12 protein-coding genes are annotated in these 13,048 nt (G+C 38.0%); 9 read left to right on the top strand and 3 right to left on the bottom strand.

What is annotated here, in order from left to right; all coding sequences use genetic code 11:
* The first annotated feature begins 12 nt into the window (after positions 1-12).
* The 3 genes from KUV80_RS09765 (at position 13) to KUV80_RS09755 (ending at position 2,507) form a co-directional block, all read left to right on the top strand.
* Positions 13-858, top strand: coding sequence for a hypothetical protein (locus KUV80_RS09765; RefSeq protein WP_222462527.1), 846 nt, complete (start codon positions 13-15; stop codon positions 856-858).
* A 303-nt stretch (positions 859-1,161) separates the two neighbouring features.
* A complete protein-coding gene (locus KUV80_RS09760; RefSeq protein WP_222462526.1) occupies positions 1,162-1,611 on the top strand; it encodes a GNAT family N-acetyltransferase in 450 nt (149 codons plus the stop codon).
* A 242-nt stretch (positions 1,612-1,853) separates the two neighbouring features.
* Positions 1,854-2,507 (top strand): DUF1801 domain-containing protein, encoded by a 654-nt coding sequence (locus tag KUV80_RS09755; protein WP_222462525.1) that lies wholly within the window; start codon positions 1,854-1,856, stop codon positions 2,505-2,507.
* 98 nt (positions 2,508-2,605) lie between these two features.
* Here the strand turns inward: KUV80_RS09755 and KUV80_RS09750 are convergent, their stop codons facing one another.
* On the bottom strand, positions 2,606-3,439 hold the full coding sequence (locus tag KUV80_RS09750; protein WP_222462524.1) for a YitT family protein: 834 nt from the start codon (positions 3,437-3,439) through the stop codon (positions 2,606-2,608).
* A 152-nt stretch (positions 3,440-3,591) separates the two neighbouring features.
* Here KUV80_RS09750 and KUV80_RS09745 point away from each other — a divergent pair, with 152 nt between their 5' ends.
* Positions 3,592-4,266 (top strand): GntR family transcriptional regulator, encoded by a 675-nt coding sequence (locus KUV80_RS09745; RefSeq protein WP_222462523.1) that lies wholly within the window; start codon positions 3,592-3,594, stop codon positions 4,264-4,266.
* A 76-nt stretch (positions 4,267-4,342) separates the two neighbouring features.
* On the opposite strand, the gene KUV80_RS09740 is transcribed toward KUV80_RS09745, so the two are convergent.
* Complete coding sequence (locus KUV80_RS09740) at positions 4,343-5,377, bottom strand: zinc-binding dehydrogenase (protein WP_222463129.1); 1,035 nt, start codon at positions 5,375-5,377, stop codon at positions 4,343-4,345.
* 145 nt (positions 5,378-5,522) lie between these two features.
* Positions 5,523-5,858, bottom strand: coding sequence for a winged helix-turn-helix transcriptional regulator (locus KUV80_RS09735; RefSeq protein WP_222462522.1), 336 nt, complete (start codon positions 5,856-5,858; stop codon positions 5,523-5,525).
* Positions 5,859-5,984: 126 nt separating this feature from the next.
* Here KUV80_RS09735 and KUV80_RS09730 point away from each other — a divergent pair, with 126 nt between their 5' ends.
* From KUV80_RS09730 to sftI, 5 genes are all read left to right on the top strand, one after another.
* Positions 5,985-6,479: a lactoylglutathione lyase family protein gene (locus tag KUV80_RS09730; RefSeq protein ID WP_222462521.1), complete on the top strand. Its 495-nt coding sequence runs from the start codon at positions 5,985-5,987 to the stop codon at positions 6,477-6,479.
* 321 nt (positions 6,480-6,800) lie between these two features.
* Positions 6,801-7,475, top strand: coding sequence for a DUF4867 family protein (locus KUV80_RS09725; RefSeq protein ID WP_246625147.1), 675 nt, complete (start codon positions 6,801-6,803; stop codon positions 7,473-7,475).
* A 28-nt stretch (positions 7,476-7,503) separates the two neighbouring features.
* Positions 7,504-9,282 carry a solute:sodium symporter family transporter gene (locus KUV80_RS09720; RefSeq protein ID WP_222462520.1) on the top strand — a complete coding sequence of 593 codons (1,779 nt, stop codon included), beginning with the start codon at positions 7,504-7,506 and terminating at the stop codon, positions 9,280-9,282.
* 16 nt (positions 9,283-9,298) lie between these two features.
* A complete protein-coding gene (locus tag KUV80_RS09715) occupies positions 9,299-11,332 on the top strand; it encodes an alpha-glucosidase (protein ID WP_222462519.1) in 2,034 nt (677 codons plus the stop codon).
* Positions 11,333-11,699: 367 nt separating this feature from the next.
* Complete coding sequence (gene sftI, locus KUV80_RS09710) at positions 11,700-13,040, top strand: sulfoquinovose isomerase (protein WP_222462518.1); 1,341 nt, start codon at positions 11,700-11,702, stop codon at positions 13,038-13,040.
* The last annotated feature ends 8 nt before the right edge of the window (positions 13,041-13,048 follow it).

Below are 13,048 nucleotides of genomic sequence, written 5' to 3'. Positions count from 1 at the left end.
GGAGTAATGAACATGGCAATGGCACCAATTATGACACCTGCAACTGGTGTTTATTTAGAAGCAGCAAAACCATTAAAAGGGTTATTGGGCTCTGTTCACATGAGCAATGATCTGATTTTTGATGACAAAATATATAAGTTTGTAGGAATCTTCCCCTCGATCCTTGGTAAAAACCTGAAGCGGTTTCTCATTGTAAAGGAACAGGGTGAGGTAGTAAAGGACAAGGATTTAAGCTGGAAGTGTTTGCGTATATATGAACTGTTTATGGGTACTCAGCGATCTGAAAGAATACTAGGGTCCTTGAGTCAGGATGGAATGGACTATCTGGATGAACTTAAACCTTTTATTCCTAAGATTCATCAATCGTTAAAACCTCATATTAATGAAAAAGTTGATATGAGATTTGAAGAGTTTAATGCTTTTTTTGAACAAGTAGCAAACACAAATGTGCTTATGCATGAAATTGCAATTAAAGTACTCCCTAAATACCAAATGTATAAAAACAACTCACCAATATATGTTAATGATGATTTTAAGTCCTTTGAAAGCGAGTATTTAAAGTTTAATCAGATGAATTGTGAAAGGTCTATTCTCGTGATGGATAGTGTAATGTGCCGAGGTGTTGTCAAGTTAACGCTTAACGATAAGAAGAATCAAGCTTACTTAAAAGAGGATGAAAAAGAAATTACTAGAAAAATTCTTGAATTTTTAGTTGGGTGTGATTACGCTGAAAAAGATATTGCAAAAAATATACCTTCCTTCAAAAACTTTGAACAAGCATCTAACTATCTTCGAGAAATATCCTCAGACTTTACAGTGAAAAACACAAATGAAAGTTTTTCAAAATGGGTTTATTAAAGGGGTGTTCTTAAGAAAGGATACTAGTAAGAATGAACTTTGAATAAACAGACTACAAAGTAGAGTGCACTATTTTTTACATATACTTAACTTAGTACTGTCAAGTTACTTACATAAAATTACGTTAAAGTCCCGAAAATTATTTAAGAAATGTGTGCGACTCTGTATAAGAGAAGAGCGGTAGTGGAGCAATTGTTGAGGAACTGTTTTTCTTAAAAGTAAGTGAAAAACTATAGAATTGTTGTAGGTGAGGCATATTTAAATAGATAGCTTCCTAAAAAAAGAACGGAAGGATGTACTCGAATGGACCGAAATAACATAATAATTGCTCCTTATGTTCCAAAATACGCTGAACAAACCGTTAAAATGTGGAGAGATAGCAAGTACGAGGCGATTGGTCAAAAAGAGATTCATAGTTTTGAAAACCATGTGTACTTTTTAAATCATATATTACATAAAGAATTCCACATTGATATAGCACTTTTCGATGAAAAAGTGATAGGGATAATAGCATATAACGATTCGGAAATAAGCCAGCTCTATATTCATAACGATTATCAAGGACTAGGTATGGGGGAAAGGTTACTTAAAAAGGCAAAAGAACAATCATCTGGGAGATTAACACTATACACATTTGAAGTAAATAAAAAAGCACAACGATTTTATGAAAAGCATGGATTTCAAATCATAGGTAGAGGGCATGAAAATGAAGAAAATCTCCCAGATATTCTTTATGAATGGACTGCTAAATGAAAATATGTACAAGAGTAAGGAGTTTTTCTTAAGCATCTTTGCAGCATAGATGTTTAGGAACGCTCTTTTTTATTATACGTATCAGGATTATGAAAGAAGTTCGCCACTATGACCGAAAAAGTTTAGTTCAAGAAAGCTTGCCCGAGTGGGTAGGAAGATGAGTCATGGCTGATGAATATATAAACTGACAGAAAGAATTGGAGAAATCAAACTAATCTAAAACTTAAGAGAGGTGTTCTTTGATGACAAGTAGAACAATCAATCCTAAAGTTGATGAATTTTTAAGCAAAGCTGACAAGTGGAGGGAAGAATTTGAAAAGCTGAGACATATCGTTCTTGACTGTGAGCTGACCGAAGAATTTAAGTGGATGCATCCTTGTTACACGTTCGAGAAAAAAAACATCGTTTTAATACATGGATTTAAAGAATATTGTGCACTTCTGTTTCACAAAGGTGCCTTGTTGCAGGATACGCATGGAATTCTGATCCAACAAACGGAAAATGTACAGGCAGCGCGCCAAATTCGGTTCACCAATGTTCAAGAAATTGTTAAGATGGAAACCGTCTTGAAAGCCTATATTAATGAAGCTGTAGAAGTTGAAAAATCAGGGTTGGAAGTGAAAGTTAAGAAGACAACAGAGTTAAAAGTTCCTGAAGAATTTCAAAATAAATGCGATGAAATGCCAGACTTGAAAACGGCTTTTGAAGCATTGACGCCGGGACGGCAAAAAGGATATATTCGTTATTTTTCTGAGCCCAAACAATCCAAAACTCGAGACTCAAGGGTTGAAAAATATGTGCAGCAAATTCTCAATGGGAAGGGATTAAATGATTGCACATGTGGACAATCTCAAAAGCCGCCAAACTGTGACGGCTCGCACAAGCACATCACATAGGAGATGATGAATTAGAAAAAGGTCGATTCAGATGGAATCGACCTCCTTTAACTTACTTACGCCATCAAGGCAACAACACTATCACCATAAGGGTCTACTTATGTTTTAGGAAATGTAAAACCTTCACCAAACACATCTCTTACATCGTGAACGACGACAAACGCTTTTTCATCTACTTGTTGGATCATCTTCTTTAAAAGGAACAGTTCCTGTTTATTAATTACTACATATAAAATATCTTTTGCTTCATTCGAGTAATGACCTCTTGCATTAATAATGGTAACTCCACGATCCATTTCATCGCTTACTTTTTCAGCGATTTCTACCGTGCTTTGAGAGATAATCGTGACCGCTTTTCTCGTATCAAAACCATCAATCAAGTAATCAAGAATCTTAGTGCTAATATAGATGGATATTCCCGTGTACATCGTATTTTCAATCCCGATAACAAACGATGACCCAATAACAACAAGAATATCGAAAACAAACATAGAGGTACTAACACCCCAGCCAAAATGCTGGTTTAGCATCCGTGCAATAATGGTTGAGCCCCCTGTTGTTCCCCCTGAACGCAACACTAGCCCCAGCCCAATCCCGATGAAAACACCTGCAAAGACAGTCCCAAGCATAATGTCGACGGGTTTGCCCATGCCTTCAGTTAAATGAATAAAGAGTGAGGTAAAGAAGATGGCAACCATGGTATACCATGTCACTCGTTTATTTAGAACTTTATAACCGATCGCTAAGAGTGCGCCGTTCATAATGAAGTTTGTAATACCCGGTGACCATCCTAATAAATAATAAAGGGTCATTGAAATACCTGTAACGCCGCCTTCCCCAAGTTCGTTTGGGATAGCAAACCAGTTTACGCCAAGCGCAAAAAACAGGGATCCTATAATAATCAATGTGATTTCTTTCCCTGTATTATTCATATTATCACTCCGTTCTATTTGAATACGTAGGATAATATATCACAAGGAAATACTTTGAACAAGATTGTTCAACAATCTTGTTCAAAATTAATCCTAATCCATATTCTCTATGTTAAAATAAGATAAAAGAACGTATAGGCGGGTTAATTGTAATGCGGAAAGAAACAGTAGAGCAAAAGGTGTATCAACTCATAAAAAATGCCATCATGAATAGGCAAATTGCCCCTGGTAACCAGTTGTTTGAAAGTGCCATTGCCGAGAAGGTCAATGCGAGCAGGACGCCGATTCGAAGCGCAATCATGAAGCTGGAATCAGAAGGGTTAGTGAATGTCATTCCAAATAAGGGAGCATTCATCGTTCAGCCAACGATCGAAGAGATGATTCAGGCATTTGAAATGAGAAAAGGGCTCGAGGAGATGGCGGTTCAAAAAGGATTCTCAAACCTCGGAGTGAATGAAGTACAGCAACTTAAACAATACCTCTATGAAATGAAAATTGCATATCATGAACGAAAAATCGTAATGTATCAAGAGAAAAATAATGCTTTCCATCTTGTTCTAGCGAAGGCAACTGGAAACAGCTATTTGATTGATTTTATGGAGAAAATATTGAACCGGATTACGATTTATATGGTGCTTTATGATGTCTTTAACGGAGAAAATGACAATGAGGAACGGGATATTCTAGAACATGAAGAAATGATTGAGTACATTGAAAGTAGAGATGAGAAAAAGTTACGATCGTTGCTTCTTCGACATCTTGATAGTAGTTTATCCAAGCTTCAGCAAGATAAATTGAATTACCAATCACTTACAACGTTGTTTTAAAGAAGGAAAGTGGGTCTCTCTGTGAGGCCGGCTTTCCTTCTTCCTTTTGTTCTAATTGGATGTTACAACTTTATTTTTACGGTAGTAAGACAATCTTTCCTAATTTCCCTGCATTTTTAAAGTATTGTTGTGCTTCTTTTGCTTCTTCTAATGGGAAGGTACGATCAATGACTGGCTTCATTTTTCCTTCCGCGATTACCTCTAGCATCCTCTTGAATTCAGATCGTGTACCTAATACAGAACCATACAGAGTGATGTGTTTCAGGTACAACGTTCTAAAATCAAGCTCTGTCTTTTGCCCTCCAGCAGATCCTGATGTACAGAACTTCCCACCCTTTTTCAATACGTGTAAAGAGGTGGAGAACAGTGCATCTCCTACAACATCTAGTACTGAATCTATAGGGCCGCCATTTGTTTCTATTATTTCTTCCGCAAGGTTATCGGACTTATATGACAACACATGGGCTGCACCTAGCTCTTTCAATTGATCTTTTAAAGCTAAATCCCCTACGATTGCAATGACTTTTGCTCCAAAAACGTTAGAGGCGATCTGTACTATTAAAGAACCGACACCACCGTTTGCGCCAGTAACCATAATGGTCTCATATGGCTGAACTTGAATTTGTTCAACCATATGCCAAGCAGTCAAACCGCTTACAGAGAAAACGGCACTCTCTGTATAGTCGGAAAGTGGCATGTCATAGCAAAGCTCAGCTGGCCAAACGACGTATTCTGCATAACCCCCATCATACTCAGAGCCAATAAAGGACATATCTTCCGCAATATGTTCGGTACCTTCTTTGCCACTTGATGTAAATGGGAAAAGAACGACATCCTTTCCGACCATAGGATCATTTACGGTACTCCCTACTTTTACAATAGTGCCAGTTATATCGGATCCAGGTGTTCTTGGAAACTGAACACCTTCAGGGCGCCAGCCTGATTTTGAATTGGTTCCATAGGCTCCTTCTCTCATCCAAATTTCAGTATTATTAATAGCACATGCCTTAACTTTAACGAGCACTTCATTTTCTTTTGGTTGTGGAATCGGCAGTTCGACAACTTCTAATTTGTCTACATCTCCATAACCTGTCACTTGCACGGCTTTCATCATGGAATCACCTTCTTGCATCTTTTTGAGAGTCATTTACTATCAGTGTACACTCTTTTTGTCATAGTAAACGAACAGCAAAGCGCATTTCTTAATAAAAGAATTGCGCTTTGTTGTTCGTATAAAACTATATAATAGGGATAATCTAACTATTGTCACTATGCTCTGTACCCCATAAGTGCATCTGTTCAAGTATAGGCATTAAGGTTTTACCTTTTTCCGTCAAGGCGTATTCAACCTTTGGAGGGATCGTATTATATTGGGTGCGGTCAATGAACCCATCCTCTTCCAATTCTTTTAATTGCTGACTCATTACTTTATGAGTCACACCTGATAATAATTTGCGTAATTCGTTATATCTAAGGCTACCATCTACTCCTAAATGCCATAAAATAACGGTCTTCCATTTACCGCCAATCTTCTTTAGTGTATATTCGATTGAACATTTTAGTTTTTCGTTATTATTCATTTGGGTGTCCATACTTTATTCAGTCCTTTACTTACCTTTAGGTTAGTTTCTCACAAAAAAGTGCGTTCTTATCATGTGATAACAAGCCATATATAATGTATTTGTAGTCATAAAAAATATGAGGAGGAATATCATACTATGTTAACATATCCAAGAACTTTTTCTCACATTGGACTATCTGTCCCAAACCTCGAGGAAGCTATCAAATTTTATACGGAAGTCTTTGGTTGGTATATTATCATGGAGCCTTCTGATGTACAAAACGATGATACTCCAATCGGACAAATGTGTCGAGATGTATTCGGAGAGAATTGGAACACATTTAGAATCGCTCATTTAGCCACTGGTGATAAAATCGGAATCGAATTGTTTGAATTCCCAGAGAACAAACAACCCGAAAATAACTTTGAATACTGGAAAACTGGATTATTCCATTTTTGTATTCAAGATCCCGATATTGAAGGAATGGTTGAGAAAATAAAGCAACATGGTGGTAAACAGCGTATGCCTATTCGTGAATACTATCCAGGTGAGAAACCATTTAAGATGGTATATGTAGAAGATCCATTTGGAAATATTTTCGAAGTATACACACATAGTTACGAATTAACATATTCAGAAGGTGCTTACTAGAAACCGATTGATTAGATTCTGAATTAAATTTAAACTATTCATTTAAGGAGCTTATTTTTTAGTAAGCTTCTTTTTTTATTAACTCCATCTCAAAGAGGAAAAAAAGAAGGGGGTAGCAAATTAAAACTAACCCTCTCTAACAGAGGAAGAATCTGAAATGTAAAGAATTGTCTGAAAAAAAGCCTTGATTTTTTGGATGCGTTTTCATACAATGAAAAACAACGACTGAAACAGTCCTATTTTTTTTAAGACTAAAGGTAATGATGTATTTGTAAAGATACCTATGTTTTTCCAAAAAGAAACAAGAGGAGGTTCATTCTTTTGCAGGTTCAAATAACCAAAAAAAACAACTTTTCCGTATTATCCATTGATGATTCGTCATTCACCACGTATGGAAAAGTTATAACAGGTTACGATTTTACTGATTTATGTCGGACGATGGAACACTTTACAACGATTCCAGAAAGAGAAAATAGTTATGTAGCTTCAGACCCTCTGCTTGAAGGAGATCCGATAAAGCAGCGGCTTGAATCAAACTTTTATGGTGAGATGAAAGTGCAAATTGGTTATTGCAATGGGCGTAATTCAACACTAAATGGTTTAGAGTATCACAAAGGAAGTGAGATAAATATTGCTGTAACTGATATGGTATTGCTGCTTGGACAAGTACAAGATATCGTAAACAACACATTTCATTCGAAAAATGTAAGGGCTTACTTTATTCCAAAAGGAACTGCGATTGAACTTTATGAAACAACACTACATTTTGCGCCATGTAAAGTTCATGATTCAGGTTTTAAATGTATTGTGATCTTACCTGAAGGAACGAATTCTCCATTAGAAACTCCTTTAGCTGAACGGAAGAATATAACGGACGAAGATAAATTACTATTTATGAAAAACAAATGGCTACTTGCACACCCTGATCGAAAACCCCTTATTGAGAAGGGGGCACACCCAGGGATCATAGGAGAAAATTTAGAAGTTTTGATTTGATAATAATGAATGGACTGGGGGATTGAAAATGTTTTCAGGAATTGGTTTTACACTTATATCTTGTACATTTTTTATGGGGCTCGTCGCATGGATTTCATATTTAAAGACGAAAGGTGAAACCGAGAATTCAACAGGTTACTTTCTTGCGGGCCGGGGGTTAAACGGAACATTTATTGCGGGTTCACTTCTTCTTACCAATCTTTCCGCTGAACACTTAATAGGTCTTAATGGACAAGGCTATCGGGCAAATATGTCAAACATGGCGTGGGAAGTTACAGCAGGATTTGCCATCGTCATTATGGCTCTATACTTATTGCCAAAATATTTAGGCGGGGCTTTTACAACATTGCCTGAGTTCCTAAGTACCCGTTTTGATGAAGGTGTTCGTCGTTATACGGTCCTACTTTTTATGCTCGGTTATATTCTGGTGACTATTCCATCAACTCTATATTCTGGAGCTTTAACCATCCTGAAATTGTTTGATGTGCCAGAAATTTTGGGCATTTCATATGGTCAGTCTGTGTGGCTTCTCATTTGGATAATTGGAATCATAGGAGCTGTTTATGCAATCTTTGGAGGTTTGAAAGCGGTTGCTGTTTCAGATACGATTAACGGAGTGGGTCTTTTAATAGTAGGTATCCTTGTACCCGTTCTTGGTTTTCTGGCGTTAGGTGATGGAAACATGTTCGACGGTATGAAAACCATTGCTACAAACAGTCCAGAAAAATTAAATGCTATCGGATCAAGTACGGACTCTGTTCCATTTGGAACGATCTTTACAGGGATGATCTTTGCAAACTTGTTTTATTGGGGAACCAATCAATACGTGATACAACGTACGTTAGGAGCTAAAAACTTAAAAGAAGGTCAAAAAGGTGTTTTGTATTCAGGTTTCTACAAGCTTGCGATTCCACTATTCATGATGATACCAGGAATTATTGCCTTTCATTTATACGGTGGCGGAATGGATCCGGTTGATCTGGCTTATCCATCGCTAGTAGCGGATGTATTGCCAAAATATCTTTCAGGATTTTTCCTTGCTGTCTTGTTAGGTGCTGTTTTTAGCTCCTTTAATTCATTGCTTAATTCAGCAGCTACTATGTTTGCGCTCGATATTTACAAGCCGCAGTTTAATCCAAAAGCTTCAGACGAACAGTTGATTCGTATGAGTAAGTGGTTTGGTACCATCATTGCACTCATTTCGTTCTTCATTTCACCACTTTTAATGAATGCACCTGATGGCTTATGGGATTTGATCCGTAAATTTACTGGTTTCTTTAACATCCCAATCATCACGATTGTACTTGTGGGATTATTTTCTAAACGAATTCCAGCACTCGCTGCAAAAGTGGTTATCATTTTTCACGTGATTACGTATTACATGCTCGTTTGGGGACTTAATCAAATGTTTGGTATTCAAACAACCATCAACTTTATCCATATCTACGCAATCTTATTCTTTATTGAAGTAGGGATTATGCTGGCGATCGGAAAAGTAAGACCATTGAATACTCCATATATGTATAAAACAAATGCGCAAGTCGACATGGTACCGTGGAAGTTTTCTCTGCCTGTAACTTTTATCTTGTTAGGCATGCTGACAAGTATGTATATCATTTTTTCACCAATTGGTCTTGCTTACGAGAATGGGATTGTTTCTGGATATTTCTGGCCAGCGATAGCGGTTCTAGCAGCAATTACGGGACTGTTAATCTATTTTTCTTTAAAATCTTGGAACCAAAAGTATGCTGATTTCTTAAGCAACCAACATAAGAAAGACATAAAAGAAGCAAGAAAACTAGCATAAATAATAGGAGGTTATTATGACTCTGCAAGTAAATAAGACTGTTTTAAGTTTTCAGGAAAATGAACTTGGCTTTGAAATAAAAGCTGATGGAAGGCTATTATTTCAGCACTCCCCTCAACAGCCTATGCTTTATGCGGGTTATGGGGAAGAGACAATCAACATGTATCGAGGGAATTTTGATATAAAGGATTACGTAGTCGAACGAATCGGACTTGCGTTTGCAGCTGTTGAACAAACTGAACAAGGCTACCAAATTTCTTTTTCAAAATTTGCAAACAGCCAACCAGATCTTGAAGTTTTTCTAAAGGAAGAGAGTGGAAAAGTTAAACTGCTATTTACTAAAAGCTCTTCTGAAATAAACCGTTTATGGATACGCGTGCAAGCAGATGGAGATGAGAAGATCTACGGATGTGGTGAGCAACTTTCGCATTTTAATTTGCGAGGAAAAAACTTTCCATTGTGGACCTCAGAACCTGGTGTGGGAAGAAATAAAAACACCTACACAACTTGGCAAGCAGATGTAAAAGACAAAGCTGGCGGTGATTATTACAATACGAATTATCCGCAGCCCACTTTTATTTCAACTAAAAAGTATTATTGCCATGTCGAAACTACAGCCTACGCGGACTTTGATTTCCGACATGATAGCTACCATGAATTGCAGATATGGGACATTCCAAAGTTTGTACTGTTTGAAACGGCAGATAACTATGTACAGTTAGTTGAAAAAATGACTGAAGTGTTTGGACGTCAGCCTGAACTGCCAGATTGGACGTATAATGGAGTTTGGCTCGCCATCCAAGGCGGTACAGAAACCGTTCAACAGAAACTTGACACAGCACTTGAAAAGGGAATAAAAGTAGGTGGCATCTGGTGCCAAGATTGGCAAGGGAAGCGCATAACCTCATTTGGAAAAAGGTTAATGTGGAACTGGCGCTGGAACAGTGAGGAGTACCCGAAACTTGATGAAAAGATTGGGGAATGGAAATCAAAAGGGATTAGGTTTCTTGGATATATCAACCCTTATGTTGCAGTTGAAGGGGATCTGTATCAAACAGCTGCTGAAAATGGTTATCTTGCTTTAAATGAAAAAAGAGAGATTTACCTTGTTGATTTTGGGGAATTTAACTGTGGTGTTGTGGACTTTACTAATCCGGAAGCTTTTTCCTGGTATAAATCAGTTATTAAAGAGAACATGATAGATTTTGGTCTTGATGGATGGATGGCAGACTTTGGTGAATATTTGCCAACAGATGTCCAGTTGTATAGCGGAGAATCTGCAAAAATCATGCACAATGCATGGCCTGCCTTATGGGCTAAGGTCAACTATGAAGCAGTAAGTGAAGCAGGAAAATTAGAAGATATCACATATTTCATGAGAGCCGGGTTTACTGGAACACAGAAATATTGCCCCCTTTTATGGGGCGGTGATCAAAGTGTGAACTGGTCTTTAGATGATGGACTCGCTTCCGTTATCCCAGCAGCACTTTCTGCTGGAATGACTGGTTGTGGTCTTCATCACAGTGATATAGGAGGTTATACAAGTTTACATGGAAACAAACGAACTAAAGAGCTGCTTCTACGATGGACGGATATGGCAGCTTTTACCCCAGTAATGCGTACTCATGAGGGAAATCGCCCTAACGATTGTTTTCAATTTGACGGAGATGAAGAAACACTGCACCATTTTGCCCGTATGACAGATATCTATGTAAACCTTGCCCCTTACACAAAAAAAATAGTAAAAGAAAATGCTGAAAAAGGGACACCTGTACAGCGTCCGTTGTTCATGCATTATGAAGATGATGCAATCGCCTATGACATACAATATCAATATTTATATGGGCGAGACATGCTTGTTGCCCCAGTTTATGAAGAGGGAGCGACTCACTGGAAAGTCTATTTACCAGAAGATGAGTGGGTGCATCTATGGACTGGAGAAGAATATCAAGGTGGATATGTGGAGGTTCATGCACCGGTTGGGGAGCCGCCCGTGTTCTATAGAAAAAATTCCCGCGACAAGGAATTGTTTGAAACATTAACGAAGTAAAATTGTGTGGGGACGTTTTTCGGAGGTCCCCGTCATGCTATCGTCTATTAGTCTTTTTCTAAATGATTGATGATTCTGAGAATTTTTTTAACATGGTCTTCATTGATAGGTTGGATGGAGTGTAAAGTGCGAGACTTCTGCGGGACAAGTGAGACTCCTAATGACGCAAAGCGTCAAGGAGGCTCACCGCACACCAAGCGGAAAGCGGGCATCCTGAAACTGAGATCAACTACTTTCAAAAACACTAGTGAATGCGAAAACAGCCTTTTATAGAAAATTTAACTATAAAGGTAGTAATATATTTTGAAAGGTAACTACCTTTTGGTATACTTAAATTAGATTAACAAAATGAAGGATGTGGACACCTATGCAATCTCCAACAGTCGCGTATATTCCAATTGGCAGAAAAACCTTTGATTTAGAAGCGGGTGAGTTATACCGCAAGCAAAGCTCTAATTGGTTAAGAAATAATTACCAGGTCGTATATGAACCTGAAGAGATTCTTACATCTGTGGAAGACCTGGAAAAATTTCTAAAAACCCTAACTGATAAACATATTGACTCGGTTATCTATCAAAGCGTTACATTTGCTGATGGTGAATTTATTGCTAAAGTGATTCAATATCGAAAAGAACCTGTAGTTGTCTGGTCTGTAAGAGAACCAAGCGTTGGCGGGAGGCTCCGTCTGAATTCGTTAACTGGTGGAAATAGTACGAGCAATGTTCTCATGCATCATCGTCATCCTTTTATGTTTGTGTTAGGAAATCCTGATGAAAAGCAGCTTCATAAACAGCTTTCCCGTCAAATTCGTGTAAACACACTTGTTCAGAAACTAAAGCAGTTAAAAATCGGTGTAATCGGTGAACATCCTCCAGGGTTCTTTTTCTCAGATACAGATGAAGAACTTCTATATAAAAAACTTGGTGTTTCCGTCCAAAAGATGGACTTGTTAGAAGCCTTTAAAAAAAGTGTGGAGCTGCCTGAGGAAGAATGGGCTGAAGCTATTGATCGTGCAGAAAAACAAGTCATTGGATTAAACCGGTCAGATGAAACGGTAAGAAAGTTTGCCCAGTTCTCTACGTATGTGAAAAAGTATATCGAAAAAGAAGATATCACTGCTTTAGCTGTCAGATGCTGGCCTGAATTTTTTAATGAATTGGGAGCAGCAGCATGTTCTACTCTTTCACAATTTACAGAAGATGGCGTTGTATCTTCCTGTGAATCAGATATTCATGGTGCTGTTTCAATGTTCATCCTTCAGGAGCTTAGCGATGGCCGTGCACCCTACCTTGGGGACCTCGTTCATGTGAATGAATTAAATAATTCCGTTGTGTTCTGGCATTGCGGGGCAGGAGCTTATTCACTCGCAAGTCCGTCCACCGGTGCGCAGTCAGGCGTTCACCCTAATCGCAAAATGGGTTTTACGATGGACTTTGGATTAAAAGCGGGAGAAGTTACGATTTTCAGACTGGGTTATACACCTGACGGATATAGACTCCTCATTATGAGAGGGGAAGCCTTGGATGTTCCACAGCCTTTTTCAGGAACTTCTGTTGAAGTGAAATTAAATGGAAATGTTTCAGAAACAGTTAGTGATTTAATGGAAAGCGGCTATGAACCTCACTATGCTGTTGTATATGCCGATGTGGCTGATGACCTGAAACAATTAGGAAAACAGCTTAATATTCCGACAGAGGTGTATGCATAGGGAAGGGA

It is taken from the genome of Fictibacillus nanhaiensis (genome assembly GCF_019801215.1).
Taxonomy (GTDB): domain Bacteria; phylum Bacillota; class Bacilli; order Bacillales; family Fictibacillaceae; genus Fictibacillus; species Fictibacillus nanhaiensis_C.
Note: the sequence above shows the minus strand (reverse complement) of the source record. Positions and strands in the feature narration are given on the sequence as shown.

Bases quoted from the DNA above. Each gene is read 5' to 3' on its own strand.
- KUV80_RS09765 (WP_222462527.1), top strand. From the start codon at position 13: ATGGCAATGGCACCAATTATGACACCTGCAACTGGTGTTTATTTAGAA.
- KUV80_RS09760 (WP_222462526.1), top strand. From the start codon at position 1,162: ATGGACCGAAATAACATAATAATTGCTCCTTATGTTCCAAAATACGCT.
- KUV80_RS09755 (WP_222462525.1), top strand. From the start codon at position 1,854: ATGACAAGTAGAACAATCAATCCTAAAGTTGATGAATTTTTAAGCAAA.
- KUV80_RS09750 (WP_222462524.1), bottom strand. From the start codon at position 3,439: ATGAATAATACAGGGAAAGAAATCACATTGATTATTATAGGATCCCTG.
- KUV80_RS09745 (WP_222462523.1), top strand. From the start codon at position 3,592: ATGCGGAAAGAAACAGTAGAGCAAAAGGTGTATCAACTCATAAAAAAT.
- KUV80_RS09740 (WP_222463129.1), bottom strand. From the start codon at position 5,377: ATGAAAGCCGTGCAAGTGACAGGTTATGGAGATGTAGACAAATTAGAA.
- KUV80_RS09735 (WP_222462522.1), bottom strand. From the start codon at position 5,858: ATGGACACCCAAATGAATAATAACGAAAAACTAAAATGTTCAATCGAA.
- KUV80_RS09730 (WP_222462521.1), top strand. From the start codon at position 5,985: ATGTTAACATATCCAAGAACTTTTTCTCACATTGGACTATCTGTCCCA.
- KUV80_RS09720 (WP_222462520.1), top strand. From the start codon at position 7,504: ATGTTTTCAGGAATTGGTTTTACACTTATATCTTGTACATTTTTTATG.
- KUV80_RS09715 (WP_222462519.1), top strand. From the start codon at position 9,299: ATGACTCTGCAAGTAAATAAGACTGTTTTAAGTTTTCAGGAAAATGAA.
- sftI (WP_222462518.1), top strand. From the start codon at position 11,700: ATGCAATCTCCAACAGTCGCGTATATTCCAATTGGCAGAAAAACCTTT.